The 25,025-nt window shown below is 73.1% G+C and carries 23 protein-coding genes and 2 tRNA genes; 14 read left to right on the top strand and 11 right to left on the bottom strand.

Annotation, left to right across the window (positions count from 1 at the left end; genetic code table 11):
- Nucleotides 1-117 precede the first annotated feature (117 nt).
- The 4 genes from CNQ36_RS34725 (at nt 118) to CNQ36_RS16955 (ending at nt 2,815) form a co-directional block, all read left to right on the top strand.
- Nucleotides 118-294 carry a hypothetical protein gene (locus tag CNQ36_RS34725; protein WP_040906747.1) on the top strand — a complete coding sequence of 59 codons (177 nt, stop codon included), beginning with the start codon at nt 118-120 and terminating at the stop codon, nt 292-294.
- The gene (locus CNQ36_RS16945) at nt 294-587 is read left to right on the top strand and encodes a Dabb family protein (RefSeq protein ID WP_004929473.1); all 294 of its coding nucleotides are present in this window, start codon (nt 294-296) and stop codon (nt 585-587) included. The genes CNQ36_RS34725 and CNQ36_RS16945 overlap by 1 nt, the downstream gene beginning before the upstream one ends.
- A gap of 177 nt (nt 588-764) precedes the next feature.
- Complete coding sequence (locus tag CNQ36_RS16950; protein WP_121548490.1) at nt 765-1,661, top strand: RNA polymerase sigma factor SigF; 897 nt, start codon at nt 765-767, stop codon at nt 1,659-1,661.
- Nucleotides 1,662-1,909: 248 nt separating this feature from the next.
- Nucleotides 1,910-2,815 (top strand): RNA polymerase sigma factor SigF, encoded by a 906-nt coding sequence (locus CNQ36_RS16955; RefSeq protein ID WP_121546625.1) that lies wholly within the window; start codon nt 1,910-1,912, stop codon nt 2,813-2,815.
- 128 nt (nt 2,816-2,943) lie between these two features.
- Here CNQ36_RS16955 and CNQ36_RS16960 read toward each other — a convergent pair whose 3' ends face one another.
- A complete protein-coding gene (locus CNQ36_RS16960; RefSeq protein WP_040906745.1) occupies nt 2,944-3,138 on the bottom strand; it encodes a hypothetical protein in 195 nt (64 codons plus the stop codon).
- 255 nt (nt 3,139-3,393) lie between these two features.
- Here CNQ36_RS16960 and CNQ36_RS16965 point away from each other — a divergent pair, with 255 nt between their 5' ends.
- The 3 genes from CNQ36_RS16965 (at nt 3,394) to CNQ36_RS16975 (ending at nt 7,375) form a co-directional block, all read left to right on the top strand.
- Entirely contained in the window at nt 3,394-3,885 is a 492-nt protein-coding gene (locus CNQ36_RS16965) for a MarR family winged helix-turn-helix transcriptional regulator (protein ID WP_121546626.1), read from the top strand.
- An 85-nt stretch (nt 3,886-3,970) separates the two neighbouring features.
- Nucleotides 3,971-6,445 (top strand): MFS transporter, encoded by a 2,475-nt coding sequence (locus CNQ36_RS16970; RefSeq protein ID WP_476756071.1) that lies wholly within the window; start codon nt 3,971-3,973, stop codon nt 6,443-6,445.
- A gap of 108 nt (nt 6,446-6,553) precedes the next feature.
- Nucleotides 6,554-7,375, top strand: coding sequence for a YceI family protein (locus CNQ36_RS16975; protein WP_121546628.1), 822 nt, complete (start codon nt 6,554-6,556; stop codon nt 7,373-7,375).
- A 7-nt stretch (nt 7,376-7,382) separates the two neighbouring features.
- Here CNQ36_RS16975 and CNQ36_RS16980 read toward each other — a convergent pair whose 3' ends face one another.
- On the bottom strand, nt 7,383-8,105 hold the full coding sequence (locus CNQ36_RS16980; protein WP_121546629.1) for an ANTAR domain-containing protein: 723 nt from the start codon (nt 8,103-8,105) through the stop codon (nt 7,383-7,385).
- Nucleotides 8,106-8,313: 208 nt separating this feature from the next.
- On the opposite strand from CNQ36_RS16980, the gene CNQ36_RS16985 reads away from it, so the two are divergent.
- A complete protein-coding gene (locus CNQ36_RS16985) occupies nt 8,314-8,709 on the top strand; it encodes an STAS domain-containing protein (RefSeq protein ID WP_121546630.1) in 396 nt (131 codons plus the stop codon).
- A 10-nt stretch (nt 8,710-8,719) separates the two neighbouring features.
- The gene (locus CNQ36_RS16990; protein ID WP_121546631.1) at nt 8,720-9,190 is read left to right on the top strand and encodes a PPOX class F420-dependent oxidoreductase; all 471 of its coding nucleotides are present in this window, start codon (nt 8,720-8,722) and stop codon (nt 9,188-9,190) included.
- Between the two features lie 61 nt (nt 9,191-9,251).
- On the opposite strand, the gene CNQ36_RS16995 is transcribed toward CNQ36_RS16990, so the two are convergent.
- The 6 genes from CNQ36_RS16995 to CNQ36_RS17020 all read right to left on the bottom strand — a co-directional run bounded on the left by CNQ36_RS16995 (nt 9,252) and on the right by CNQ36_RS17020 (nt 17,083).
- Nucleotides 9,252-11,453: an ArnT family glycosyltransferase gene (locus CNQ36_RS16995; protein WP_121546632.1), complete on the bottom strand. Its 2,202-nt coding sequence runs from the start codon at nt 11,451-11,453 to the stop codon at nt 9,252-9,254.
- Nucleotides 11,450-12,838: a bifunctional glycosyltransferase family 2/GtrA family protein gene (locus CNQ36_RS17000; protein WP_121546633.1), complete on the bottom strand. Its 1,389-nt coding sequence runs from the start codon at nt 12,836-12,838 to the stop codon at nt 11,450-11,452. Before CNQ36_RS17000 ends, CNQ36_RS16995 begins: the two co-directional genes overlap by 4 nt.
- Before the next feature lie 14 nt (nt 12,839-12,852).
- Nucleotides 12,853-14,424, bottom strand: a complete 1,572-nt coding sequence (locus CNQ36_RS17005; protein WP_121546634.1) for a sensor histidine kinase — start codon at nt 14,422-14,424, stop codon at nt 12,853-12,855.
- Nucleotides 14,421-15,161 carry a response regulator transcription factor gene (locus CNQ36_RS17010; RefSeq protein ID WP_040906737.1) on the bottom strand — a complete coding sequence of 247 codons (741 nt, stop codon included), beginning with the start codon at nt 15,159-15,161 and terminating at the stop codon, nt 14,421-14,423. The genes CNQ36_RS17005 and CNQ36_RS17010 overlap by 4 nt, the downstream gene beginning before the upstream one ends.
- Nucleotides 15,162-15,243: 82 nt before the next feature.
- The gene (locus tag CNQ36_RS17015) at nt 15,244-16,146 is read right to left on the bottom strand and encodes an amidohydrolase family protein (protein WP_121548491.1); all 903 of its coding nucleotides are present in this window, start codon (nt 16,144-16,146) and stop codon (nt 15,244-15,246) included.
- Between the two features lie 55 nt (nt 16,147-16,201).
- Entirely contained in the window at nt 16,202-17,083 is an 882-nt protein-coding gene (locus tag CNQ36_RS17020; protein WP_121546635.1) for a DUF2797 domain-containing protein, read from the bottom strand.
- A 138-nt stretch (nt 17,084-17,221) separates the two neighbouring features.
- On the opposite strand from CNQ36_RS17020, the gene CNQ36_RS17025 reads away from it, so the two are divergent.
- Both CNQ36_RS17025 and CNQ36_RS17030 read left to right on the top strand, forming a co-directional pair.
- Nucleotides 17,222-17,653, top strand: a complete 432-nt coding sequence (locus tag CNQ36_RS17025; protein ID WP_121546636.1) for a DUF7144 family membrane protein — start codon at nt 17,222-17,224, stop codon at nt 17,651-17,653.
- Nucleotides 17,654-17,718: 65 nt separating this feature from the next.
- Nucleotides 17,719-18,180: a potassium channel family protein gene (locus CNQ36_RS17030; protein ID WP_163013421.1), complete on the top strand. Its 462-nt coding sequence runs from the start codon at nt 17,719-17,721 to the stop codon at nt 18,178-18,180.
- A gap of 73 nt (nt 18,181-18,253) precedes the next feature.
- Here the strand turns inward: CNQ36_RS17030 and CNQ36_RS17035 are convergent, their stop codons facing one another.
- Nucleotides 18,254-18,775: an SRPBCC family protein gene (locus CNQ36_RS17035; protein ID WP_163013284.1), complete on the bottom strand. Its 522-nt coding sequence runs from the start codon at nt 18,773-18,775 to the stop codon at nt 18,254-18,256.
- Nucleotides 18,776-18,830: 55 nt separating this feature from the next.
- Between CNQ36_RS17035 and CNQ36_RS17040 the strand changes: the two genes are divergently transcribed.
- Entirely contained in the window at nt 18,831-18,998 is a 168-nt protein-coding gene (locus CNQ36_RS17040; RefSeq protein WP_163013285.1) for a hypothetical protein, read from the top strand.
- A gap of 6 nt (nt 18,999-19,004) precedes the next feature.
- Here the strand turns inward: CNQ36_RS17040 and CNQ36_RS17045 are convergent.
- Both CNQ36_RS17045 and CNQ36_RS17050 read right to left on the bottom strand, forming a co-directional pair.
- A tRNA-Arg gene (locus CNQ36_RS17045) sits at nt 19,005-19,077 on the bottom strand.
- 204 nt (nt 19,078-19,281) lie between these two features.
- Nucleotides 19,282-19,372: transfer RNA gene (locus CNQ36_RS17050), tRNA-Ser, on the bottom strand.
- Nucleotides 19,373-19,576: 204 nt separating this feature from the next.
- Here CNQ36_RS17050 and CNQ36_RS17055 point away from each other — a divergent pair.
- The gene (locus tag CNQ36_RS17055; RefSeq protein WP_121548493.1) at nt 19,577-20,050 is read left to right on the top strand and encodes an SSI family serine proteinase inhibitor; all 474 of its coding nucleotides are present in this window, start codon (nt 19,577-19,579) and stop codon (nt 20,048-20,050) included.
- Nucleotides 20,051-20,326: 276 nt separating this feature from the next.
- A complete protein-coding gene (locus CNQ36_RS17060; RefSeq protein WP_121546639.1) occupies nt 20,327-25,018 on the top strand; it encodes a PAS domain-containing protein in 4,692 nt (1,563 codons plus the stop codon).
- Nucleotides 25,019-25,025: the final 7 nt, after the last annotated feature.

Below are 25,025 nucleotides of genomic sequence, written 5' to 3' on the forward strand. Positions count from 1 at the left end.
GAGGGTTCAAATCCCTCCGCTACCGCCGGTGAAGGGCCTCGTCGTCAGACGGGGCCCTTCGTGCGATCATGGGGCTCGCTCGATGCGCGTGTGACACCAGTGACAGGGGAGGCCGCGATGGCGGTGAATGCCAAGAAGGTCGCCGTCTTCGTCGTCGTGGGGTTCGCGCTATATCTGATCATCACGGATCCGGAGAGGTCGACCGAGTACGTTGGGATAGGTTTCGAGGGCGTCTCGGACGCCGCGAAAGCCATCGGCGACTTCATGACCTGGGTCGCCGACGGAGGAAAGTGATGATCCGCCACCTGGTGCTCTTCCGGCTGAACGAGGGCGTCGGACGCGACGACCCGAGGGTCGTGGCGGGCGAGGCGGCCTTCCGCGCGCTCGACGGCAGGATCCCGGAGATCCGCTTCTGGGAGTGCGCTTGGAACATCAGCGACCGCCCCATCGCCTACGACTTCGCCATCAACTCCGCGTTCGAGGACGCCGAGGCGCTGCGCCGGTACGTGGAGCACCCGGAGCACCAGGCGGGCGTCGGACTGTGGCGCGAGTTCGCCACGTGGGTGATCGCCGACTACGAGTTCTGACCCTCCGTCCACCCCGACCCCCTGCCGTGACAGCGGGGGGTTTCGTCGTGTCGTACCCCCTTGTCCGGCGCTCAACACGGAATATGCGGTGCTTGCACACAGTGAGTCAGTCTTGTGATGCTATGACCGCTTTTGACGGATGAGTTGACGGACGATGTGAGCGACGAAGAGGTGGCGTTGACCGTGCCGGCCAGTACTGCGCCGCCCCAGGACGAGGTGTCCCCCGACGCGGCCCAGGCCCCGGCCACCGCCGAGTCCCCTCCCGCCCAGGACTCCCCCGACGCCGACCAGCCGGTGAGCCCGGCCAAGCGGCGCGGCGCCGACACCCGGGCCCTGACCCAGCTGCTCTTCGGACAGCTCAAGGAACTGGTTCCGGGCACGCCGGAGCACGCCCGCGTGCGCGCCGCGCTCATCGAGGCGAACCTGCCCCTGGTGCGCTACGCCGCCGCCCGGTTCCGCTCCCGCAACGAGCCGATGGAGGACGTCGTCCAGGTCGGCACCATCGGGCTGATCAACGCCATCGACCGCTTCGACCCGGAGCGGGGCGTGCAGTTCCCGACGTTCGCGATGCCGACCGTGGTCGGCGAGATCAAGCGGTACTTCCGGGACAACGTCCGCACCGTCCACGTCCCGCGCCGGCTGCACGAGCTGTGGGTGCAGGTAAACAGCGCGACCGAGGACCTGACGACCGCCTTCGGGCGCTCCCCCTCGACCGCCGAGATCGCCGAACGGCTGCGCATCTCCGAGGACGAGGTGCTGTCCTGCATCGAGGCGGGGCGGTCGTACCACGCCACCTCGCTGGAGGCCGCCCAGGAGGGCGACGGCATGCCCGGACTGCTGGACCGGCTGGGTTACGAGGACCCCGCCCTGGACGGCGTCGAGCACCGCGACCTGGTCCGGCACCTGCTCGTCCAGCTGCCCGAGCGGGAGCAGCGCATCCTGCTGCTGCGTTACTACAGCAATCTCACCCAGTCGCAGATCAGTGCCGAGCTCGGCGTCTCGCAGATGCACGTGTCCCGGCTACTGGCGCGCAGCTTCCAGCGGCTGCGGTCCGCAAACAGGATCGAGGCGTAACCGGAAAGAGCGATTCGACCAAGAGTGGCGTTCTGCGCATTTCTAGGCCGAAAGACCGTCAGACCGCTTGTTTCCAGGGCTGATTCGCATCTTGGATGTCGACATGTCACTACAGCGCGTTGCCGACATGTGACATTCTGCCGGAAGCGCGTTTGCCGGAGCCTCGGCGCCGGTATTCCAGGTGATGGCTGCGTTCCTCAAAACGGGGGGCGTCCGCCACGACCGTCCCGCGACCCAAAGGGGGTGGCATGTCCGCAGAACAGGGCAGCTCGAAGGTGCTCACGCTCGCGGAGAGCGACACAGCTCCCCATGCTCTCGACGCACTCGGCCCGATCGACGAAGGGCCGGCCCTCGCGGCCGCACCCGCTCCGGAACTCCCGGACACGGCGGCCCTCGACACCCGCACCCTGTCCCGCTCCCTGTTCCTGCGGCTCGCCGTGCTCGGCGAGGACAGCCCGGAGCGCGCCTACGTCCGGGACACCCTGATCGAGCTCAACCTCCCGCTGGTGCGGTACGCGGCGGCGCGGTTCCGCTCGCGCAACGAGCCGATGGAGGACATCGTCCAGGTCGGCACCATCGGCCTGATCAAGGCGATCGACCGCTTCGACTGCGAACGGGGCGTGGAGTTCCCGACGTTCGCGATGCCGACGGTGGTCGGCGAGATCAAGCGGTTCTTCCGCGACACGTCGTGGTCGGTGCGGGTGCCGCGCCGGCTGCAGGAGCTGCGCCTGGCGCTGACGAAGGCCAGCGACGAGCTCTCCCAGAAGCTGGACCGCTCCCCGACCGTCCCCGAACTCGCCGCCGTGCTGGGCGTGTCGGAGGAGGACGTCGTCGACGGCCTCGCGGTCGGCAACGCGTACACGGCGTCCTCGCTGGACTCCCCCGCCCCCGAGGACGACGGCGGCGAGGGCTCGCTCGCGGACCGCCTCGGCTACGAGGACACGGCGCTGGAGGGCGTGGAGTACCGGGAGTCGCTCAAGCCGCTGCTGGCCAAGCTGCCGCCCCGGGAGCGGCAGATCATCATGCTGCGCTTCTTCGCCAACATGACCCAGTCGCAGATCGGCGAGGAGGTGGGCATCTCCCAGATGCACGTCTCGCGGCTGCTCACGCGGACGCTCGCCCAGCTGCGGGAGGGCCTCATCTCGGAGGACTGAGGCACGGCACGGGGCGTCGGCGGGACGCTCCGTGCGAGGTCAGCGGTTTCGTGGCCGCCGGGGCGCCCAGGGCGCAACGGCGGCCGCCGCCTTTCCGGCCGGCCGGATCCCGGCCGTGCCGGTTCCCGCTACTTCAGCGCGAGCCAGGCCACCGCCGCGACGACCGCCACGGCGACGACGATGCCGACGATCAGGCCGACCCGCGGACCGCCGCCGGTCGTCGCGGCCTGCGGGCTCTGGGGCGCGTCGTCGACGAACGCGCGGAACATCTGGGTGCTGCCGGCGGGGTCGTGGTTGCCCTGCGGGCCCTGGGTGTTAGCCATGGGCCGAGACACTAGCGAATGCCCGGTGGGCGGCCCAAGTGGGGTCCTGGGCAAGGGAGGACGGCGGGACGGCTTCCGGGCCGTCTCCCGCTTGCGATCAGGGCCCTTCCTGCGGGCGATCAGGGCCCTCTCCTGCGGGTTTACTTTCGTGATTACTTGCCTTTGCCAAGTTTTTGAGCCGGAGACCCTCTTCTTGTTTGCCTGTGGCAACCATCGTTTTTTATGGTTGCTCTAAGCAACGAAATGGGAGGTGTCATGGCCGAGCAGGCGCACTACGAGGAGCTGGTGCGACAGTTCAGCGCCTTCGGCGCCGTCAAGCGGGAGATGAACCGGATGATGCCGGCCGACTGCCACAGCGGCTCCGCCGCCGTGCTGACGCTGCTCAGCCGCCACGGCGACATGCGCATGAGCAGACTCGCCGAGCTGCTGTCGGTGGACATGTCGGTCACCAGCCGCCACGTCGCCCATCTCGCCGAGCGCGAGTGGATCGAGCGCTCCCCGGACCCCGCCGACAAACGGTCCCGCATCCTGCGCCTGACCCCGGCCGGCCGGGAACAGCTCGACGAGCTGTTCCGCCGGTCCACCCAGCTCCTCGCCGAGCGCCTGAACGACTGGTCCGACGACGAGGTCGACCGGCTCGCCGAGCTGATGGCCCGGCTCAGGGACAGCTTCGGCGACTCCCGCACGGTGCCCCGACCGGCATCTCCCGCTCTCGAACAGACCACCCGTACACCCGCAAGCACATAAGAGAAGGAAGTCCATGGCAACGACCACACCCAACGGTGTGCGGGCTCATGCCAAGCACGGGGGAGGCTCCTCCGCAGACGCTCCGATGACCCATCGGCAGATCATGGAGGCGCTGTCCGGGCTGCTGCTCGGCATGTTCTGCGCCATCCTGTCGTCCACCATCGTCACCAACGCCCTGCCCGAGATCGTCTCCGACCTCGGCGGCGGACAGAGCGCCTACACCTGGGTCGTCACCGCCTCGCTGCTGACGATGACCGCCTCCACCCCGCTGTGGGGCAAGCTCGCCGACCTGACCAGCAAGAAGGTCCTGGTCCAGTCAGCCCTGATCATCTTCGTCATCGGCTCCGTGGTGGCCGGTCTGGCGCAGAACTCCGCGATGCTGATCACCGCCCGCGCCATCCAGGGCCTCGGCGGCGGCGGTCTGTCCGCGCTGGCGCAGATCATCATGGCCGCGATGATCTCCCCGCGTGAGCGCGGGCGCTACTCCGGCTACCTGGGCGCGACCTTCGCCGTCGCGACAGTCGGCGGTCCGCTGCTCGGCGGCGTCATCACCGACACCAGCTGGCTCGGCTGGCGCTGGTGCCTTTACGTCGGCGTGCCCTTCGCGATCATCGCCCTGATCGTGCTGCAGAAGACGCTGAACCTGCCCGTGGTCAAGCGGAAGGTCAAGGTCGACTGGGCCGGCGCCTTCTTCGTCACCGCGGCCGTCAGCCTGCTGCTGATCTGGGTCACCTTCGCCGACGACAAGTACTCCTGGATGTCGTGGCAGACCGGCGTCATGGTCGGCGGCGCGATCGCCCTGACCCTGGTCTTCCTGCTCGTCGAGTCGAAGGCCAGTGAGCCGATCATCCCGCTGCGGCTGTTCCGCAACCGCACCATCACCCTGGCCTCGCTGGCCTCGCTGTTCGTCGGCATCGCGATGTTCGCGGGCACCGTCTACTTCAGCCAGTACTTCCAGCTGGCCCGGGACAAGTCCCCGACGATGTCCGGCGTCATGACCATTCCGATGATCGGCGGACTGTTCATATCGTCCACGGTCTCCGGCATCATCATCACCAGGACCGGCCGGTGGAAGGGCTGGCTGCTGTCCGGGGGCGTGCTGCTGACGGCGGGCCTGGGCCTGCTCAGCACGATGCGCTACGACACCCCGTACTGGCACATCGGCGTCTTCATGGCCCTGATGGGCCTCGGCGTCGGCATGATGATGCAGAACCTGGTGCTCTGCACGCAGAACCAGGTGGCCCCCGGCGACCTGGGCGCCGCCTCCTCCGTGGTGACCTTCTTCCGGTCCCTCGGCGGCGCGGTGGGCGTCTCCGTGCTCGGCTCGGTGATGTCGAGCCGGATCAGCCACTACGCCTCGGACACCATCGGCTCGCTCAGCCCGCAGGAGCAGGCGGCGGCCGCCAAGTCCTCCGGCAGCGGCACCATCCCCGACATGGACCTGCTGCCCCCGGGCATCCGCACCTGGCTGGAGAGCGCCTACGGGCACGGCATCGCCGACATCTTCCTGTACGTCGCGCCGGTCGCCCTGCTCGCCTTCCTGGTGACGCTGTTCATCAAGGAGGTCCCGCTGCGGACCTCGGGCGCGCTGGCCCAGGCGGCGGAGGCCGCCGCCGAGACCGCCCCGCCGGCCGCACCGGCCCCCGCCGAGGCCGCCCGCGTCGCCGACGAGCCGGTTCCGGCCGGTGCGGTGGCGGCCACGACGGCCACCCCGGACGCCTCGGGAGCCGCGGCGGCCCAGCGGCTCGCCGCCACCGCCACGGCGACCGGCTCCGGTGAACCGGGGGCGCCCGCCTCCGGCTCCGTCCCGGTGCGCGGTCATGTCCGGGGCGCCGACGGCGCGCCGGTCCCGCAGGCGGCCGTCACGCTGATCTCGCTGGGCGGGCGTCAGCTGGGCCGCTCGGTGGCACAGGCCGACGGCGCCTACGCGCTGGACGCCCCGGGTGCCGGGTCGTACGTCCTGATCGCCTCCGCCGACGGCCACCAGCCGCAGGCGTCCACGGTCGTGGTGAACGGCGAACCGCTCGCCCACGACATCCTGCTCAGCGGCACCAGCGGGCTGACCGGACTGGTCCGCAGCGCCGGCACCGGGCTGCCGGTGCCGGACGCGATGGTGATCGTCACCGATGTGCGCGGGGACCTGCTGGCCACCGGGAGCACCGGTGAGCAGGGCGAGTTCTCCTTCACCGAGCTGGTGCCGGGCACGGTGACCGTCGCGGTGAACGCCGCCGGGTACCGGCCGCGCGCCCTGCCCGTCGAGGTCGGCGGCACCGGGGTCACCCGGGTCGAGGCCGAACTCGAGACCGGCGCCCGGGTGCGCGGGGTGATCCGCGCCCCGCACGGGCCGCTGGCCGACGCCCGGGTCACCCTGGTCGACGCGGCGGGCAACGTGGCCGGCACGGCGACGACCGGCGCGGACGGGGCGTACGCCTTCGCCGACCTGGACGGCGGCGAGTACACCGTGATCGCCACGGGTTACCCGCCGGTGGCCACCGCGCTGACGGTCACCGGCGGCGGCGCCGACGACCACGACATCGAGCTCGCTCACCCGGGCGAGTGACCCAACCCCGGCCCGTGGCGGGCCCGCGCGTCCTGTAGCGGAGACGCGCCCCGCCACGGGCCGGTCTTCTCATGACCATTTTGTACGCATGTGCAGGGAGAAAACGGGATGCCACTGACCGCCAGGATCCGTACCCGGGACGGATGGGCCGTGTCGCACGCGGTCGTCACGGTGACCGACGGGACCGGTACGCAGGTGCTGCGCGCCGAGGCGGACGCCGAGGGCGCCGTCCGTGACGCCACCGCGCTGGCACCGGGGGCGTACACCGTCGTCATCACCGCGATCGGGTACGCGCCCGCGGCCGCCAGCGCACTGGTCACGGCGAGCGGACGGGCCGAGGTCGGGACGGTGACGCTGGCCCGGCAGGGCGGCACCGAACTGCCGCCGCCGGGGCCCTGGACCGTCGACCCCGCGCACTCCTCCGTGGCCGCCGTCGCCCAGCACCTGGGCATCTCCAGCGTGCGGGGCCGCTTCACCGAGTTCGCGGCCACCGTGGAGATCGCGCCGGACGACGTCACCAAGTCCAGGGTGGAGGCGGTGATCCGGGCGGCGTCCATCGACACCGGCAACGGGACGCGCGACACCCATCTGCGGTCCGCGGACTTCCTGGACACCGAGCGGCACCCCGAGATCACCTACCGGTCCGGCGGACTGACGGAGAACGGCTCCGACCGCTGGACGGTCCACGGCGAGCTGGCCATGTGCGGGGTGGTCCGCCCCGTCGACCTGGACCTGGCCTACCTCGGCACCGGTGCGGACCCCTGGGGCGGCACCCGCGCGGCGTTCCGCGCCACGGCCGAACTGCGCCGCGAGGACTTCGCGATGAACTACAACCAGGTCGTCCAGGCCGGCATCGCGGCCATCGGCACCACGCTCCGGGTGGAGCTGGACGTTCAGGCCGTCCAGGGGGAGTCGCTGCCGGCCGTGTGAGGCCGTCTCAGGGGGCGCTGTGGGCGTCGACGATGCGGCGGGCGAGGTCGCGCAGTTTCACGTTCTCCCGCTGCGAGGCCCGTACCAGGCTGTCGAAGGCGCCCGCCGCGTCGATGTCCAGGCGTTCCATGAGGATGCCGGTCGCCTGGCCGATCAGGTCCCGGGTGCGCATGGCCTCGGTGAGCTGTTCGCGCACGGTGGCGGAGTCGAGGGCGATGCCGACGTGGGCGGTGAACAGCCGGCCGACCCGCAGCGCCGCCTCGTCGAAGGCGCGCGGCTTGCGCGCGTAGACGGTGAGCACGGTCAGCCGGCGGCGGTCGGCCCGCAGCCGCAGCGACAGCGCGGAGCGCAGGCCCAGTCCGGCCAGCGTGTCCTCGCCCGCGCCGTTCTCGGTGTCCTCGGCCTCGGCCACCGGGGCGGCCCACAGCCGGTGCCAGTACGGCTGGTGCCCCTCCCCGGGCCGGCTCTCCTCGGCGGTGCGGACGACGTCGTCGGTGCAGGCCAGTGTGGAGCGCGCGTTGTCCTTGTCTATGACGCTGATGCCCGCGTGGCCCGCGCCGGGCACGAGGTCCACGGCGAGACGGACCGCGATGTCCAGGGTGCTGTCCGGCGTGGACGTCTCGTGAAGTCGCCGTGCAGCCGCCGTGAGCGCTTCCGCCAGGTCCAACCCATCCGGAAAACGGGGCAAATCAGAAAACCGGGACGCAGCCACTACGAACCTCTTCGGCATGCACGGCGACCACGGCCGTGCGCAGGAGAGCTCCGCAGCACATTCCTGACTGCGAGCACAGGACGCACAGAATCTTATCTGTTCGGTTGCGATGAGGTGACGCCCGGACCTGCGGTGTTCGGGGCGCGGCCCGATCACCCTCCCGGCGGGCGTGCTTCCGCGCCGGCCTCCACCGTGGTTCCATGGGCCTATGGGTCAGGAAGCGGCCTTGCCGGAAATCCGGACGACCGTCTGCCAGGTGAACGCCGTGCCCTTCCCGCCGAACCCCTCCGAGCCGCGAGACCCGTCCGCACACGCACTGCTCAGCTTCCCCACGGAGATCGACTTCTCCAACGCGGGGGACATGCTCGGGCGTGTCATGTCCGAGGCCCGCCCCGGTGACGGCCCGTGGGCCCGGATCGTGGTCCTCGACTTCACCGCGACCGAATTCATGGACTCCCAGGGCGTCCGCCTCATCAACGACGCCCGCCGGCTGCTGCGCCCCGCCACCCGCGTCCACGTGGTGGTCCGCCCGGACGGCGTCGCGAGCCGGGTGCTCGAAGTGACCGGCCTGCGCCGCGACGTGCCCGTGTACGACAACCTTCCGGAGGCCCTGGCCGCCTAGGGTGACGCCCATGGCACCCAACATCGCGACGAACACCCGTGTCTCCCTCGACGAGCTGCTGGACTTCGTACGGCCCCGGCACCGGGCGATCCTGCTGACCCGGCGGGCCGACGGCGGTCCCCAGGGGTCGCCGCTGACCTGCGGGGTCGACGACTCGGGCCGGATCGTGGTCTCCACCTACCCCGAGCGCGCCAAGACGCGGAACGCCAAGCGGGACGACCGGGTGAGCCTGATCGTCCTCAGCGACGAGTGGAACGGGCCGTGGGTGCAGATCGACGGCACCGCCGAGGTGGTGGACGCGCCCGAGTCCGTGGAGCCGCTGGTGGAGTACTACCGGAACATCGCCGGGGAGCACCCTGACTGGGACGAGTACCGCGCGGCCATGGCCAGGCAGGGCAAGTCGCTCATCCGTGTCACCCCGGAGCGCTGGGGGCCGGTGGCGACCGGCGGCTTCCCGGCGCGGCTGGCCGAGGGGGAGTAGGAAGGAGTGAGGGCGGTGGCACCGTGGTGCCACCGCCCTCTCACGCGCCGTCAGGGTGCCGTCAGCCGGTGGCCGTCTTCTGCGTGAGGTCGTAGAAGGTGGCCGAGCCGGCCGTCACCTCCTTGAAGTTCTCCTGCACCCAGGTGGAGATCTGTGCGGAGCTGCCGGAGTCGCCGCCCATGCCACCGCCCATGCCGCCGCCGGCGACGAAGTAGTGGATCTTCCCTTCCTCCACGTACTTCTTGAACTGGTCGAGCGTCGGGGACGGGTCGGTGCCGTTGAAGCCGCCGATCGCCATCACGGGTTCGCCGGTGGCGAGCTGGTAACTCGCGGCGTTCTGGGCGCCGATGGCCGCGGCGGCCCAGGTGTGGTCGCCGGCGCCGGCCTCCAGCAGCTCCTTCGCCTCGGAGTCGACGTCCGCCCCGCCGAGCAGACCGCCCATGCCGCCGCCGGGCATACCGCCCTCGGCGCTGTTGCCGGTGCCGTTCCGCGGGGCGCCCTGGCCGTTCTGGCTCCCCTGGCCGCCCTGACTTCCCTGGCCACCCTGGCCGTTCTGGCCCATGGGCCCGCCGCCGGGGAAGCCGCCGCCGCCGTTGCCGCCCGCGCCGGGCGGGGTCTGGCCCTGCCCCTGACCCTGGCCCTGCTGTCCGGGCCCACCGCCGGGGAAGCCACCGCCGCCGCCTCCCGGACCGCCGCCCATGCTCGCCCCCGCCGGACCGGCGGTGACGATGGAACCGCTGTGCCCCTCCTGCACGGTGCTCAGCGTGTACGCCGTCGGGCCGGCCAGCGCGGCCGCCAGGCCCAGCCCCGCCGCCGCGAGCGCCACCCGGCGCCCCACCCGGCCCGCGAAGACCAGCCCGAGGGCGGCCACCAGCCCGCCCACCAGGACCAGCCACTTCAGCCACGGCAGATAGTCGGGCGTGCGGTCGAGCAGCACATACCCCCAGGCGGCCGTGGCCGTGGCGGCGGCCGCGAGGGCGAGCGAGGCCCAGGGCACGTGCCGCTTCTCCCACAGCGCCGCCGCGCCCATGCCGACCACCGCAGCGAGGTAGGGGGCGAGGGCCACCGTGTAGTACTGGTGGAAGATGCCGGCCATGTAGCTGAAGACCGCCGCGGTCATCAGCAGCGAGCCGCCCCACACCAGGAACGAGGCACGGGCGAGGTCGGTCCGCGCGGCCTTGCGGGTGAGGACCAGACCGGCGGCCAGCAGGATCAGCGCGGCGGGCAGCAGCCAGGAGATCTGACCGCCGATCTCGGAGTTGAACATCCGGTCCCAGCCGGTCTCGCCCCACTGTCCGCCGCCCATGCCGCCGCCACCGCCGCCGACGCTGCCGGTCTCCTCGCCGCTGAGCCGGCCGAGACCGTTGTAGCCGAAGGTCAGCTCCAGGAAGCTGTTGTTCTGCGAGCCGCCGACGTACGGGCGGGACGACGCCGGCCACAGCTCGACGACCGCCACCCACCAGCCGCCGGAGACGACCAGCGCGAGGGCCGCCAGGGCCAGCTGGCCCAGCCGCTTCCGCAGCCGGACCGGCGCGCAGACGCCATAGGCCAGCGCCAGGGGCGGGAGGATCAGGAACGCCTGGAGGGTCTTGGCGAGGAACGCGAAACCGATCACGGCCCCGGCCCACACCAGCCACTTCGTACGGCCGTCCTCCAAGCCCCGGACGACGAGGTAACAGGCGACGGACATCAGCAGTGCCAGCATCGCGTCCGGGTTGTTGAACCGGAACATCAGCGCCGCGACCGGGGTGAGCGCGAGGACCGCGCCGGCGATCAGACCGGCCGCGGGGCCGAACCGCCGGCGTACGGCGGCGTACACCACGGCGACCGTGCCGACGCCCATGAGCACCTCGGGCACGAGGATCGCCCAGGAGTTCAGGCCGAAGATCCGCACCGAGAGCTCCATCGGCCACAGCGAGGCCGGGGGCTTGTCCACGGTGATGGCGTTGGCCGCGTCCAGCGAGCCGAAGAAGAACGCCTTCCAGGACTCGCTGCCCGCCTGGACGGCCGCCGAGTAGAAGGAGTTGGCGTATCCGGAGGCGCTCAGGTCGTACAGATAGAGCAGCCCGGTCGCCAGCAGCAGGCCGAGGAAGGCGGGGCGCACCCAGCGGGGGTCCCCGGGCCGGCCGCGCCACGCTCTGCGGGCGAGGGCCCCCCGGGGTTCGCCCGGCCCGGGGGCGGCGTGGCGGGCCGCCGACGGGGAGGGGGGTTCCCAGGCGGCGGGGCCCGCCGGGGGACTCGTCGGGTCGTACTGCGTGGTCATCGGTGGTCCCTCTGGTCGGGAACGGAAGGGCGGGACGCGCGGGTGGGCAGCGGCGAGCGGACCGGCTGGAGCGGCATGGTCGCGTCCTGCCAGGCGGCGGTGACCGCGGCGTCCTGCCTGGAGGGGACGGCGGCCTCGTGCGGCTGGTCGTGGTCCGGGAACACCCACGCCCGGAAGAGCAGGAACCGCAGCACCGTCGCCGCGAGGTTGGCCGCGACCAGGACCGCCAGCTCGGTGGAGTGCGCGGGGTCGCTGCTGGCCGCGTTCAGGGCGGCCAGCGAGCCGCTGGTCAGGGCGAGCCCGATGCCGAAGACGACGAGGCCCTGCGCCTGGTGCCGTACGGCTCCGCCGCGCCCCCGCACCCCGAAGGTGAGCCGCCGGTTGGCGGCGGTGTTGGCGACGGCCGAGACCAGCAGGGCGAGGCCGTTGGCGGTCTGGGAGCCGGTGAAGGTGCGGAAGCCGCTGTAGAGCAGCAGGTAGAAGAGGGTGGACAGGACGCCGACGACACAGAAGCCGACCAGTTGGCGGGCCAGGCCCTGCGGCACGTCCGTGAGGTTCCGGTCGCGCGGGTCGTCGCCGAAGGGCCGGGCGAGCCGGTCCAGCGGCAGCGAGCCGGTGGCCAGGGCCCTGCCGACCCGCCAGACGCCCTTGAGGTCGTCCGTCGCCGTCCTCACGATGTGCACGGTGGAGTCGGGGTCGTCGACCCAGTCGACCGGCACCTCGTGGATCCGCAGTCCCGCCCGCTCGGAGAGGACCAGCAGCTCGGTGTCGAAGAACCAGCCGCTGTCCTCCACCAGCGGCAGCAGCACCTGCGCCACGTCACGGCGGATCGCCTTGAACCCGCACTGCGCGTCCGAGAAGCGGGCCTGGAGCGAGCCGCGCAGGATCAGGTTGTACGAGCGGCTGATGAACTCCCGTTTGGCGCCCCGCACCACGCGTGAGCTGCGGCTGAGCCGGGAGCCGATGGCGAGGTCGGAGTGGCCGGAGATCAGCGGGGCGACCAGCGGCAGCAGCGCGTTCAGGTCGGTGGACAGGTCCACGTCCATGTAGGCGAGGACGGGGGCGTCCGAGGCGGACCAGACGGTCCGCAGCGCCCGCCCTCGGCCCTTCTGCTCCAGCCGCACGTACCGCACCTCCGGGAACCGCTCCGTCAGCCGGGCCGCCACCTGCGGGGTGCTGTCCGTGGAGGCGTTGTCGGCGATCGTGACGCGGAACGCGTAGGGGAAGGTGCGGCCGAGGTGCTCGTGCAGTCTGCGGACGCACGGCTTGAGGTCCTTCTCCTCGTTGTAGACGGGGATCACTACGTCCAGGACCGGCGTACCGGCTCCGGCGGCCGGGAGGTGCTCCCGCGCCGGCAGGGTGCCGGGAGAAGAATCGCTTCGCATGGCACCGACTCTGCTCAGCCGCCCTGTCGTGCCCATGTGGTGAGGCTGTGCCGTGACTGTGAGTGCGGCTCGGGCAGCAACTCCGGTGCCATCGCGGGGAGATGGAGCGTGAACGCGGTCCGTCCCGGCACGCTGTCGACGGTCACGGCGCCGCCGTGCGCGGCCGCCACGGCCTGCACGATGGCCAGGCCGAGGCCGGTGGATCCGGTGGCACGGGTGCGCGCCGAGTCGCCGCGCGCGAACCGTTCGAAGACGCGCGGGAGCAGTCCGGGCGGGATGCCCGGCCCGTCGTCCAGCACGTCCACGCAGAGCCAGGGGCCGTCGCGGCGGACCCGGGCGGTGACGGTGGTGCCCGGCGGGGTGTGGTTGCGGGCGTTGCCGAGCAGGTTGACGAGCACCTGCTGGAGCCGGGCGGCGTCGGCGCACACCGGCGCGGGTTCGTCGGGCAGTTCGAGGCGCCAGACGTGGTCCTGGCCGGCGGCGCGGGCGTCGCTGATGGTGTCCACGACGAGCGGGACGAGGTCGGTCTCCTCGAACTGCAGGGGCCGCCCGGCGTCCAGGCGGGCGAGCAGCAGCAGGTCCTCCACGAGCAGGGTCATCCGGCCCGCCTCGGACTCGATGCGGCGCAGCGCGTGCCGGGTGTCGGGGCCGACCTGTTCCCGGCCGCGCCGGGTGAGTTCGGCGTAGCCCCGGATGGAGGCGAGCGGCGTCCGCAGCTCGTGGCTGGCGTCCGCGACGAACTGCCGTACCCGGGTCTCGCTCTCCTGGCGTGCGCGCAGCGCCCCGTGGATGTGGTCGAGCATCCGGTTCAGCGCGGCGCCGACCCGGCCGACCTCGGTGTGCGGATCGCACTCGGACTCCGGGACCCGCTCCTCGAGGTTGACCTCGCCGCTGTGCAGGGGCAGTTCGGAGACCCGGGTGGCGGTGGCGGCGACCCTGCGCAGGGGGCGGGTGGCGACGCCGACGATGACGGCCCCGGCGAGGGAGGCGGCGATGAGACCGGCGGCGGTGACGCTGATCTCGACCAGGATCAGCGTGTTGACCGTGTTGTCCGCGTCCGCGGTGGGCAGGGCGACGTAGAACTCGCCGTTGCGGCCGCTCTCGTACTTCACCCGGTACTCGCCCAGGCCCGGGATGTCCACGGTGTGCGGGCGCAGGTCGCGGGGGACGGTGGCGACGGCCGCGAGCTGGGCCGAGCCGAGCGGGGTCGCCTGGGACGTCGGGACCCCGTCCTGCGTCTTGCGCTCGCTGACGATCCCGTCGGTGGCCTCGCCGTCCTCGACGGTGACGCCGATGGTGCCGATGCCCTGCGGGCCCATGGTGACGAAGTCCAGGGGCCCGTCGTCCCCCGGGAACCGGGGGAGCGGCTCGTCCTTGGCGGGGCCGCCCGCCGCGCGCTTGGCCACCTCCGCCACCTGCCCGTCGAGCTGCTCGTACAGGTGCGAGCGCAGCGCCAGGGTGGTCACGGTGCCGATCACCGCGCACACCACCGCGATCAGCGCCACGGACGCGACGACGAGCCGCGTCCGCAGGGTGCGCGGGGAGCCCGCTCGCCGCCGGGGACGCGGTCGCCGCCGTCCGCTCACGAGACCGCGGGCTTGATCAGGTAGCCGGCGCCGCGCCGGGTGTGGATCATCGGTTCCCGGCCCGCGTCGATCTTCCGGCGCAGATACGAGATGTACAGCTCGACCACGTTGGCCTGCCCGCCGAAGTCGTACGACCAGACCCGGTCGAGTATCTGCGCCTTGCTGAGCACGCGCCGCGGGTTGCGCATGAGGAAGCGCAGCAGCTCGAACTCGGTCGCGGTGAGGTGGATGCCGTCGCCGCCCCGGGTGACCTCGTGGCTGTCCTCGTCGAGGGTGAGGTCACCGACGACCAGCATCGACTCGGAGCGGCGGTCGGCCGCGCCGGAGCGCCGGATCAGCCCGCGCAGCCGCGCGACGACCTCCTCCAGGCTGAACGGCTTGGTGACGTAGTCGTCGCCGCCCGCGGTGAGCCCGGCGATACGGTCCTCGACGGCGTCCTTGGCGGTCAGGAACAGCACGGGCACGTCCGGCAGTTCGCGGCGCAGCCGGCCGAGGATGGCCAGGCCGTCCATGTCGGGCAGCATCATGTCCAGGACGACGGCGTCGGGCCGGAACTCGCGCGCGGTCCGCAGGGCGCCCTGGCCGTCCCCCGCGCTGCGGATCTGCCAGCCCTCGTAGCGCAGGGCCATGGAGAGCAGTTCGGTGATCGACTGCTCGTCGTCCACCACAAGCACGCGGACGGGGCTCCCGTCCGGCCTCAGCAGTTCGGTGCGCCCCTGGGGCGAGATCGTGGTCATGCCGTACACGTTGTCCGGCGCCTCTGAGAACGTCCTTTCGGCAACCTGTGTTTTCCCTGAGAAACCCCCGGGCCCTTCCCCGTCAGCCGGGGAGGCCGAAGAGCCGGGCCGCGTTGTCGTGGCAGACCGCCCGCAGCCACTCCTCCCCTAGGTCCAGGCGCTCCAGGGCGTGCAGCTGGTGGAGGTACGGATACGGGATGTTGGGGAAGTCGGTGCCGAGCAGGACGCGGTCGCCGAGGGCGGCCAGCCGGGGCAGGGACTGGCGGGGGAACGGCGCCATGCGTTCGCTGAAGTCGGTGAACGCCATCGTGGTGTCCAGCCGCACCTCCCCGTACCGCTGGGCGAGGTCCAGGAAGTCCTCGTACTCGGGCATCCCCATGTGCGCCACCACCAGCCGCAGCCGGGGGTGCCGGGCCAGCACCCGGGCGACCGGCCCGGGGCCGGTGTGCTTGCCGGGCGCAGGGCCGGACCCGCAGTGGATCACCACCGGGACACCAGCCTCGGCGAGCAGCCCCCAGGCCGCGTCGAGCGCCTCGTCGGCCGGGTCGTACGCGCCCACCTGCACATGCGCCTTGAAGACCCGCGCGCCCGCCTCGACCGCTTCCCGGACGTAACCGGCGACACCGGGTTCGGGGAAGAGCGTCGCGGTGTGCAGAGAGTCGGGGGTGCGGCCCGCGAAGCCGGCCGCCCAGCCGTTCAGCCAGCGTGCCATGCCCGGCTTGTGCGGGTAGAGCATGGCGGTGAACGCCCGCACGCCGAACTCCCGCAACAGCGCGGCCCGCTCGTCCTCCTCCTCGCGGTAGGTGATCGGCCACTCGACGCCGCCGGTCAGCGGTCCGAGCGCGTCGAAGTAGGCCCACACCTTGCGCAGCACCCGCTCCGGCATGAAGTGCGTGTGCACGTCGACGAGCCCGGGCAGCCCGAGCCCCTCCCAGAAGCGGCGTATGCCGTCGGCTTCGGCGCGGGCGCCGGGGTGATCGCTCATGCCGCCCACGATCACCCGCGACCGCGCCCGGGGTCCAGAGGGGGCAGGGCCCCGGTCAGAACAGCCCGTCCTGTGCCGCCGCCGCCCGGTCCCTGACCGCCCGGACCGGCACCGAGAACTCCCCGCCCGCGGCCGGGAGCAGCCCCCACCCCGTCAGCAGCCGGGTGTCCAGCACCACCACGCCCTGCCCGGTCCCCGTCGCCAGATGCAGATCCGGCCCGGCCGCGGCCACCAGCTCCCCGCTGACCGTGCCCCCGGCGACCAGCTCGCGCACCTCCGCCGCGGCGGCCGTCGCCCCCGCCAGCCCGAACACCCCGACGTGGTCGACGGGCCGGAACGGCTCACGGGCGAGCGACTCCGGCCATCCGGTCAGGGCCACCGCCCGCGCGTGCAGGTCGGCGAGCTCCGCGGCCCGCTCCCCGTCCCCCGCGGGGAGGACCGCCCGCACCGCCCGCTTGTCGGCGTAGGGGATCCGGTCGGGCACCCGGAGCGCGGCGCGCAGCAGTTCCTCGGTGCGCCGCGCCGCCATCAGCGGCCCCGTCCCCAGCCAGCTGAAGCAGACCGCCCCCTGCTCCAGCAGCCGCGCCGGCCCGCGCCGCACCGCGGTGATCCCCACCTTGGCCATCCCGGGCCCGAACCACGCCAGATACACGCGGTAGGGCCGCGGGTCGTCCGCGAGGGTGTCGGCCGCCACCGAGTGCGCCCGGTCCAGCCGGGCGCACTCCTCGCAGCGGGCCCCCGTGCTCCGCCCCGGGACCGCCGCCCCCAGCGGACAGGCGTGCCCCCGTGCCCCCACGCATGTCCGCACTCCCCCTTCCGCGACCCCGAACGCCACCCGTTTCCCCCAGGTCAGCGCGGAACAGCGGCCGCCCTCCCAGGCCAGCACGGGGCCGTCGGCCGACCACCGCAGCCCCGAGCATCTCCACGCCTGTGCCATCCCTCACGAGCGTAGGGGCCGCCACTGACAACGGCCTCTGTTCCAGGCGGGGGTGCGGTACCGCCGAGGTGCTGAGCGCGGGCCGGAGTGCCAACCTGGTGAGGGGGCCTGCTCGGGGACAGCCGAAAGGTCGGACACATGGCGAGCAATGTCGGCGGTACCCGCCACCACCAGGCAGGGTGGGAGGCCAAGAGCCCTTGGGCCACCAGCTGGACGGCCGCGGCGGCGGTTCTGATGACGTTCGGCGGCATCATGGCGATCTTCCAGGGCATCTCCGCCATCGCCCAGGACAACGTCTTCGTCACCACTCAGAACTTCACCTACGAGTTCAGCCTGACCGGCTGGGGCTGGATCCACCTGATCCTCGGCGCCCTGGTGACCGCCGCGGGTCTCGCCCTGTTCACGGGGGCCGCCTGGGCACGGGTGGTGGGCATCGTGCTGGCCGGGCTCAGCATGGTCGCCAACTTCGTGTGGCTGCCCCACGCACCGGTCTGGTCGGTCGCCCTCCTCATCATCGACGGCTTCATCATCTGGGCCCTGTGCGCACCGCGTCGCGAGTCCCGCGTCTGACACGCGCGTCCGCGGTCTGGAAGACCTTCTGGCCCGGACTGGTGGGGGCGGCGGGTGTGGCGGCGATGGTCACCGCCTTCTTCCTGCTGCCCCTGGACGGGCTGGGCCCGCACCGGCCGGCCCTGAGCTGGACCCTCTTCATCCTGGCCCTGGTGCTGGTGGCCATCCTGCTGCTGCGGCAGGTGGTGCACGTCATGCTCGGCCTCCCGAACATACGTCCGGGGCTGGTCATCCCCCTGCTGATGACCCTGTCCATCCTGGTGTTCGCGTCCACCTACCTGTCCCTGGCCCAGCTCCCCGGCGAGCTCGTCGGACTCGACACCCGCCTCGACGCCCTGTACTTCACCCTGGTCACCCTCGCCACCATCGGCTACGGCGACATCACCCCGCACGGGCAGACGGCGCGCCTGGTCACCATCCTGCAGATCGTCTACTCCTTCATCTTCCTCACGGCTGCGGCCACCGCCCTGACCAATTACTTCCGCACCACGCTCAGTCACCGCGAGAAGCCCCGCCGTCCCCAGTGACGTCCCATGCCGCGCACGGACATGACCGACGGCACGCACACTTGTGGGCGGCCCGTCGGGACGCGGGACCGAGTCAGGCCTCGCGGGGAGCGCTGCGCTCGGCGGGTAGGCCCCGCTTGACGCGCAGCCGGCGCACCCACGGACTCCACCGTGCGGGCCGCTCCGGGGGCGTGCCCATCAACTCACGGTGGCAGCGGTCCAGCGCGTCCTCGACCACGGCGTCGTGCACCCAGCGGGTGATCAGCGGCCACATCCACACCATCCGCCCGTGGACGCGGGCGGATGCCTCGTGCCGCACCACCGTCCCGGCGTGCCCCCCGCGCGTCTGCGGCTCGACGACGAAGCGGTGGTGGCCGCGCAGGCCCAGTCCGGGAGTGAGCTCGAAGGTGACCATCCGCCCCGGCGTGTAGGCCACGACGGTGTAGGTCATGCTCCCGTGGCCTCCGGTCGCGCCCACCCCGAGGGGCCGGTCGAACGTCATCGGGGGCCAGTCGTCCACCGGCCACAGCCGGTCGTTCTCGGAGGCGAGCGAGTCGAGCAGCGGGGCGACCTTCTCGGGAGCCACCGGCCACCAACGCTCATGAGTGTTACGCACGTTGCATTTCCCCCTCGGCACGAGCGCGCTTGGCCCGGCCTCGCTCCGGCCGGCCATGGCCGTGCACGCTAGCAAGGCGGGGGCCGCCGCCGACCGCACGGCGCAGGAACAGGAACGCAGGCTCGCGGGGCCGAAGCGGAAGTCGACGGACGGGCAGGCGGACGACGCCGATGTCACCCACCGACGCCAGAGGCCCCGCCGGATGATCCGGCGGGGCCTCTGAACTGTGTGCACTCGGCAGGATTCGAACCTGCAACCTTCTGATCCGTAGTCAGATGCTCTATCCGTTAAGCTACGAGTGCTTGTCTCTTCAGTTTTCTCGCCGCTCCCCGGCCTTTCCGGCCCGCTCGCGGCGACAGGAAGAACATTACATGACTGCCGCCGCCATGTGAAATCCGTTTGGCCCACCCCTTGTGACCTGCGCGAACGCGGATTCCTGGCTGGTGGGCGGCCGGGGGCCGCAACGACGAAGCCCCGGCCGCAGGGGCCGGGGCTTCGTGTGGCTGCGGAGGCGGAGGGATTTGAACCCTCGATGGGCTTTAAGACCCAAACCGCATTAGCAGTGCGGCGCCATAGACCGGACTAGGCGACGCCTCCCCGCACAGACCTTCCGCGCGCGAGCGCGGGTCGATCGGTGCGTGCCGATGATGACACAACCGCTTGGGGTGTCACCAATCGACCCCCACGGTACTAGGCGGAGAGCCCGCAGGGCAAAGCACTTCCGGCCGTCGCGTCGGCGTGCCGCAACGTCTCGCGCTCCGGCGCGTTGGTCAGGTCATGTCGCAGGTCATGTCGCAGTTCATGTCACAGGTCGTCCCGCAGGTCGTCTCGCGGATCAGGTCCCGGCTCGTCGCCGGCGCCGCCGCCTCCGCGGCCGCACTCGCCGCACTGTCCGCCGCACCGCCCGCGGCGCACGCCCAGGAACCGTCCCCGTCCGGTGACCGCCTCACCGTCACCGTGCGGGACGCGGGCGGTGGGACGGACGGGACGTTCGAGATCCACTGCCGGCCGAGCGGCGGCAGCCATCCCGACCCGGCCGGGGCGTGCGCGGCCGTCGAGCGGAACACGCGGTGGGGGAAGGACGTCTTCGCCCCCGCGCCCCGGGACGCCGTCTGCACCATGCAGTACGGCGGGGCCGCCACCGCCCGTGTCACCGGCACCTGGGCCGGCCGCCCCGTCGACGCGGCGTACAGCAGGAAGAACGGGTGCGAGATCGCCCGCTGGGACCGGCTCGTGCCGCTGCTGCCCGAAGCGCGCGGCGCGGGGCGCCCCTGAGGAGGAGACGGGGCGCGGTGGGGGGCGCGCGGCGGCGAGTCGGGGCACAGGGGGCGTAAAGGTCCCGCGAAGGTTCCGGACGCGTCGGCGCAGGCAGTCACGGGTTCCGGGAGCACCCGGCGTCACATCGCCGTCACTTCCTCGTGCGATGTCCGTCCCATCCGGCGTCGCGAGCGCAACCCCAGCGCTTAGAATCCCTCGCGTGACACGTTGCGGGCAGGTTGGCAAGATGGCCCGAGCGGTCGGCAGGTCGCGGTAACAGGGAGGAAGCGTCTCGTGAGCAGCAGGCCATCCCGAGGCGCTGCTCGCCTCGCAGCCATACTGGACGCGCTTCCCGACGCCCTGGTGCTGGTCAACGCCAACGGGACCGTCGTCAACGCCAACACCATCGCCCTCGAGGCGTTCGAGACCCCGGGCACGGCCCTGGTGGGCCGGGGGCTGCTGGATCTGCTGCCCGAGTTCGACAGCAAGCTCATCCCGGGGTCGATGCGGCGGCCCGACCACGTCGACCCCGCGCGCACCAAGCCGACCCGGATGACCGCCCGGCGGACCGACGGGACCGAGTTCCCGGTCGAGGTCACCAGTGCGAATCTGGAGAACAGCCAGCAGACGTACGACAGTTACGGCTACACCGGCAACGAGCTGCTGATGCTCGTCGTCCGCGACCTCTCCGGCACGGTGGACACCGAGGCCGAGCTCGCGCGTTCGCAGCGGCAGACGGAGATGATCCTGCGCGCCGCCTCCGAGGGCGTCGTGGGGACCGACACCGACGGACGGATCGTCCTCGTCAACCCGGCCGCCGCCCAGATACTGGGCTACCGGGCCGGCGAACTCGGCGGGCGCGAACTGCACACCCTGGTCCTGCACTCGCGCGCCGACGGCGCCCCCTTCCCGTACGACGAGTCCCCGCTCGCCGACACCCTGCGCTCCGGGCGCAAGCACCGGGTGCGGGGGCAGGTGCTGTACGCCAAGAACGGCGACCAGGTGCCGGTCGACCTGACCACCGCGCCGGTGCGCGACGGCGACCAGCTCGTCGGCGCCGTGATGACCTTCGCCGACCGGCGCACCTACGACGCGCTCGTCGCCGAGAAGGAGGACGCCGAGCGCAAGGGCGCCGAGGAGCTGGAGCGGCTCGCCGAGGAGCACGCCTCCGAGCTCACCGCGCTGCGCCAGAGCCATGTCACGGAGCTGGAGGAGCTGCGGGAGCGGCACGCGGAGGAACTCGCCGCGAACGAGGAGCGGTACGCCGCGCTCGGCGAGCGGGAGAAGGACCGCTACGAGGCCCTCGCCGCCCGGCACGACCAGCTGCTCACCCTGCTGGGGCGGTCCCTGCGGGGCCCGCTGGACGAGCTGCGCCGTGAGCTGTCCGCGCTGGCCGCCGACGACGCCGGACAGCTGTGGCCCGAGGCGAACCAGGTGCTCCATCACCTGTCCGCCGGCTACGCCCGGATCACCACCCTCATCGACAACGTCCTCGGCTACCAGCAGCTCGACGCCGGCGGCGGGCAGGTCGCCCGCACGAAGGTGATGCTCGACGCGGTCGTCGCCGCCGGTGTCGACGGGGCCGTGGAGCTCGTCGGGCCCGGCCGGGTGCAGTTCGCGGTGCACGCGCCGCCCATCGAGGCCGAGGTGGAGCCGCGACTGCTCGCGACCGCCCTCGCGCACCTCGTCGCGGACGTCGCGGGCGTCGACGCCACCGGAAACACACCCGTGGCGGCGGCGGGCGGTTATCTGGACAACACGGTCGTGGTCGCGGCGGCGCAGCGCGGCGAGGTCGTACGCATCGAGGTGCGCGGGCCCTACGGCGGCGGCGACCCGGTGCACCAGCCGATCGTGCGCGGGATCGTCCGGGCGCACGGCGGTGTGCTGCAGACGCACGAGGTGCCGGGGATGAGCGGCAGCGCGTACGTCCTCGAGGTGCCGATCGGGGGCGGGGCGGGCGCCGTGGCGGCCCCGCCGGCCAGCCAGGACGTGGCGGTTCCGGCCGAGGAGGCCGCTCCCGCCGAGCCGGCCACGAGCGGTGGCCGGCGGCGGGCGCGGCGTTCCTCCGTGGACGCCTTCCTGGAGAGCGAGATGCCGGGCGCGGACGACGGCGGCTCCGACGGCACGGACACCGCGCCCACCGGCCGGCGCAGGCGCCGGGCGGCCGAGGCCGCGGCCGCCGCCGAGGCCGCGGTCGCGACGGCCGCCGAGCCGGTTCGGGCACAGCTTCCGGCGCAGGCGTCCGGCGGCACCGGGCGGCGGCGTGGCCGGCCGGCCGAGGACGCGACGGGCGCGGTGGGCGCCGAGGTCGAGCTCGCCGGGGCGGCCGGGGTGTCCGAGGGTGCCGTCGTCACCGCCGCCGAGCACGCGGCGGGGGCCGCCGCGTCGAACACCGGGCTGGGCGGGACCGTACCGCCGCAGGGGGTGCCCGCACCGTCCGGGCGGCGCGCCCGGCACGGGTCCGGTGAGCAGCAGGCGCTGCCGGCGGCGCTGCCCGCGCCGTCCGGCGGGGACGGGGCGGCCGACGCGCCCCAGGCCGGGGTCGCCGTGCACGTTCCCGCCCAGGCTTCGGGGCAGCAGCAGCCGACGGGACGGCGCAGGCGTGCGCTGGCCGCCGCCACCGAGCGGGCGGCGGCGCAGGAGGCCGCGCCTCGCACGGTGTTCGCGCTGCCTCCGGCCGAGGCGGACCAGGAGCAGCCCGCGGGGCAGCAGGCCGAGGCGGTCGGGCACGCCGGCGCCGACGAGAGCCGCCACGACGCCGTCGCGCACGACCAGGCCGAGGACCACACTCCGCCGCAGCCGCACCCCACGACCGCGCCGACCGGCCGCCGCCGGCGGGCCATGGCCCGGCCGGCCCAGCCCGACGGCACGAACGCCCAGGCCCCGGGGGCGCCCGCGCAGTGGGGGACCGCGCCGGTCCCGGCACCGGGCGCCGCGGTCCCGCCGCAGGGTGCCGCCGCCGTGTCCCCGCAGGGGAACCCCGCACCGGCGCAGGGCGCCGCCGCACCGGCCCACGGTGCATCCGTGCCCGCCCAGGGTGCGACCGCTCCGGCACAGGGGGCTCCCGTCCCGCCGCACGGCACTCCGGCACCCGCACAGGGTGCCGCCGTATCCCCGCAAGGGGCTGCCGTCCCGGCGCACGGTGGTCCCGTACCGGCGCAGGGTGCGGCAGTCCCGCCGCACGGCGGTCCCGTACCGGCTCAGAGCACTGCCGCCGTACCTCCGCACGACGGTCCCGCGCCCGCACAGGGCGCTGCCGTGCCGCCGCAAGGAGTTCCCGTCCCCGCGCACGGCGGTCCCGTACCGGCTCAGGGCGCCGCAACCACGCCGCACGGTGCTGCCGCACCGGCACCCGGTGCTTCCGTGCCCGCGCAAGGTGCTGCGGTACCTCCGCACGGTGGTCCCGTGCCGCCGCACGGTGGTCCCGTGTCCGCACAGGGCGCTGCCGTACCCCCGCAAGGGGTCCCCGTCCCCGCGCACGGCGGTCCCGTACCGGCTCAGGGCGCCGCAGCCACGCCGCAGGGTGCAGCCGTAGCCCCGCAGGGCGCTTCCGCACCCGGGCAGGGTGCTGCCCCAGCCCCGCACGGGGCTTCCGTGCCGTCCCAGGGTGTGCCCGCGCACGGTGCCGCCGTGCAGGGGGAGGGTCAGCCCTTGCCCGCTGCCCAGCCGTTGCCCGCCGAGGGCACCCCCGCTCCGCAGCAGTGGCCCGCCGCCGGTGACACCTCCGGAGCCGGGACCGCCGTTCCGGCGGGGCCGACCCCCGCCTCCGGCACCCCGCTGCCGCCCGAGGGCGCTCCGGTCCAGCGGGCCGCCCAGCCGCTGCCCGCGGAGGCCTCGGCGCCGGTGGATCCGAACTCGACGCAGGGCCGGGCGATCAGCGTGCGGACGCTGGGCCAGGGCGTGCCGTTCAACCGGCAGGCCGCCCAGGTCCAGCAGCCACTGGCGTCGGCGACGCCGCCCCCGCACCAGCCGGGCGGCTCCGGCCGCCGCCGCAAGCTCGGTACGCGTCCCGACCCGGCCGCGGGCAGCGAGCAGAACGCCCGCCCGCATCCGTCGGGCGGCGAGCCCACACCCGCCGACGCCCAGGCGCCGGCCCAGGCGCAGTCCCGGCTCGCGCCGGCGGGCGAGGCCGGACGTTCGTACGCCATAGGGGCGCCCTCCGCGGACGCCGCCGAGGGACCCGAGCCGCTGGACGGTCCGGGCGGGGCCGTCGAAGTGGCGGATCCGCCGCGTCCGCAGCCGATGGACGACGAGCTGCCGCCGGAGCCGCTGGACAACCCGCGCCGGCTGCTGGTGTGGCCCGCGCCGGACGTCACGACGCAGCAGGCGCTGAGCGACCGCGGCTACCGGCCGGTGATCGTGCACTCGCGCGAGGAGGTCGACGCGCAGATCGCGGCCTTCCCCGCCGCGCTGTTCGTGGACCCGCTGACCGGTCCGATCACCCGCACGGCGCTCCAGTCGCTGCGGCAGGCGGCGGTGGCCGCCGAGGTGCCGGTGCTCGTCACGGCCGGACTCGGTCAGGCCTCGCGCGACGCCGCGTACGGCGCCGACCCCGCCGTGCTGCTGAAGGCGCTCGCGCCGCGCGACAGCGAACAGCACCCCCCGCGGGTGCTGCTGATCGAGGAGCACGCGGAGATCGCGCTGGCGCTGACCGGCACCCTGGAACGGCGCGGCATGCAGGTCGCGCGGGCCGCGAGCGACGCCGACGCGGTGACGCTCGCGGGGCAGTTCCGGCCGAACCTGGTGGTGATGGACCTGATGCAGGTGCGGCGCCGCCAAGCCGGTTCCGCCGGGATCGTCGACTGGCTGCGGGCGAACGGGCAGCTCACCCGCACCCCGCTGGTCGTCTACACGGCCGCCGTCGACCAGGCGGACCTGCCCCGGCTGGCCTCCGGCGAGACGGTGCTGTTCCTCGCGGAGCGCTCCACCAGCGCCGAGGTGCAGGACCGGATCGTCGACCTGCTGTCACGGATCGGGACCAACTGACGGACGG

It is taken from the genome of Streptomyces fungicidicus (assembly GCF_003665435.1).
Taxonomy (GTDB): Bacteria; Actinomycetota; Actinomycetes; order Streptomycetales; family Streptomycetaceae; genus Streptomyces; species Streptomyces fungicidicus.

Coding starts and splice junctions, on each gene's coding strand:
- CNQ36_RS16975 (WP_121546628.1), top strand. CDS start 6,554: ATGCCACTGACCGCCAGGATCCGTACCCGGGACGGATGGGCCGTGTCG.
- CNQ36_RS16960 (WP_040906745.1), bottom strand. CDS start 3,138: ATGGCTAACACCCAGGGCCCGCAGGGCAACCACGACCCCGCCGGCAGC.
- CNQ36_RS17030 (WP_163013421.1), top strand. CDS start 17,719: ATGGTCACCGCCTTCTTCCTGCTGCCCCTGGACGGGCTGGGCCCGCAC.
- CNQ36_RS17055 (WP_121548493.1), top strand. CDS start 19,577: ATGTCACAGGTCGTCCCGCAGGTCGTCTCGCGGATCAGGTCCCGGCTC.
- CNQ36_RS16980 (WP_121546629.1), bottom strand. CDS start 8,105: ATGCCGAAGAGGTTCGTAGTGGCTGCGTCCCGGTTTTCTGATTTGCCC.
- CNQ36_RS17020 (WP_121546635.1), bottom strand. CDS start 17,083: ATGGCACAGGCGTGGAGATGCTCGGGGCTGCGGTGGTCGGCCGACGGC.
- CNQ36_RS16955 (WP_121546625.1), top strand. CDS start 1,910: ATGTCCGCAGAACAGGGCAGCTCGAAGGTGCTCACGCTCGCGGAGAGC.
- CNQ36_RS17000 (WP_121546633.1), bottom strand. CDS start 12,838: ATGCGAAGCGATTCTTCTCCCGGCACCCTGCCGGCGCGGGAGCACCTC.
- CNQ36_RS34725 (WP_040906747.1), top strand. CDS start 118: ATGGCGGTGAATGCCAAGAAGGTCGCCGTCTTCGTCGTCGTGGGGTTC.
- CNQ36_RS16990 (WP_121546631.1), top strand. CDS start 8,720: ATGGCACCCAACATCGCGACGAACACCCGTGTCTCCCTCGACGAGCTG.
- CNQ36_RS16965 (WP_121546626.1), top strand. CDS start 3,394: ATGGCCGAGCAGGCGCACTACGAGGAGCTGGTGCGACAGTTCAGCGCC.
- CNQ36_RS17040 (WP_163013285.1), top strand. CDS start 18,831: ATGGCCGTGCACGCTAGCAAGGCGGGGGCCGCCGCCGACCGCACGGCG.
- CNQ36_RS16970 (WP_476756071.1), top strand. CDS start 3,971: ATGACCCATCGGCAGATCATGGAGGCGCTGTCCGGGCTGCTGCTCGGC.
- CNQ36_RS17010 (WP_040906737.1), bottom strand. CDS start 15,161: ATGACCACGATCTCGCCCCAGGGGCGCACCGAACTGCTGAGGCCGGAC.
- CNQ36_RS16945 (WP_004929473.1), top strand. CDS start 294: ATGATCCGCCACCTGGTGCTCTTCCGGCTGAACGAGGGCGTCGGACGC.
- CNQ36_RS17015 (WP_121548491.1), bottom strand. CDS start 16,146: ATGAGCGATCACCCCGGCGCCCGCGCCGAAGCCGACGGCATACGCCGC.
- CNQ36_RS17025 (WP_121546636.1), top strand. CDS start 17,222: ATGGCGAGCAATGTCGGCGGTACCCGCCACCACCAGGCAGGGTGGGAG.
- CNQ36_RS16995 (WP_121546632.1), bottom strand. CDS start 11,453: ATGACCACGCAGTACGACCCGACGAGTCCCCCGGCGGGCCCCGCCGCC.